Raw genomic sequence first — 685 nt, 5'->3', positions numbered from 1 at the left:
TCACCGCGTTCACGGTCAGCCGGTGACGGCGCGCGAACTCCCCGATCTCGGTGGGCAGGGTGCCGGGCAGCGCGACGTCGAGATGGCGGATGCCGTCGGCCGGCCCGGCGTCCGGGTCGGCGGGGAGGGTGAGGGCCGTGTCGTAGCCGGCCAGTACGGTGCGCCAGTGCGTGCGGTCGGCATCGGTGTCGCGGGCGTCGAGCCAGGCCAGGTAGTCCCGGTAGGGGGCGCGGACCTGCGGTGTGCCGCCGGCGTAGCGGGTGAAGACGTCGTCCAGCAGCTGCGGGGTGCTCCAGCCGTCGAGCAGGAGGTGGTGGAAGGTCCACACCAACTGGACGCGGGTGCCGCCGAGGGTGGCGAGGGACAGCCGCATCAGCGGTGCGTGGCCGAGCCGGATGGTGTGGAAGTCGCCGCGCCGGAGGTCCGCGAGGCGTTCGGCGCGGGCGGCGGCGTCCAGTGCCGTCCAGTCCTCGGTGTGGACGGGGATCTCGACGCGCTCATGGACCAGGGCGGCGGGTTCGTCGGCCTGGTCCCACACGACGGAGACGCGCAGGGCGTCGGAGGCGTTGACGGCCTCCTGCCAGGCTGCGGCGAGCCGTTGGGGATCGTCGGCGCCTTCGAGGACGAAGGACATCTGCTCGACGTACGCCGTCCCGGAGTCGTCTTCCAGCGAGTGGAAGAGCAG

At 72.8% G+C, this 685-nt stretch carries 1 protein-coding gene; it reads right to left on the bottom strand.

Features of this window, described 5'->3' with window-relative positions:
• The coding region (locus EES42_RS27980; protein ID WP_164495346.1) for a condensation domain-containing protein at positions 1-685 on the bottom strand (685 nt) is incomplete at both ends.

The sequence above is a fragment of the Streptomyces sp. ADI95-17 genome (genome assembly GCF_003846175.1).
In the GTDB taxonomy this organism is placed as follows: Bacteria; Actinomycetota; Actinomycetes; order Streptomycetales; family Streptomycetaceae; genus Streptomyces; species Streptomyces sanglieri.
Note: the sequence above shows the minus strand (reverse complement) of the source record. Positions and strands in the feature narration are given on the sequence as shown.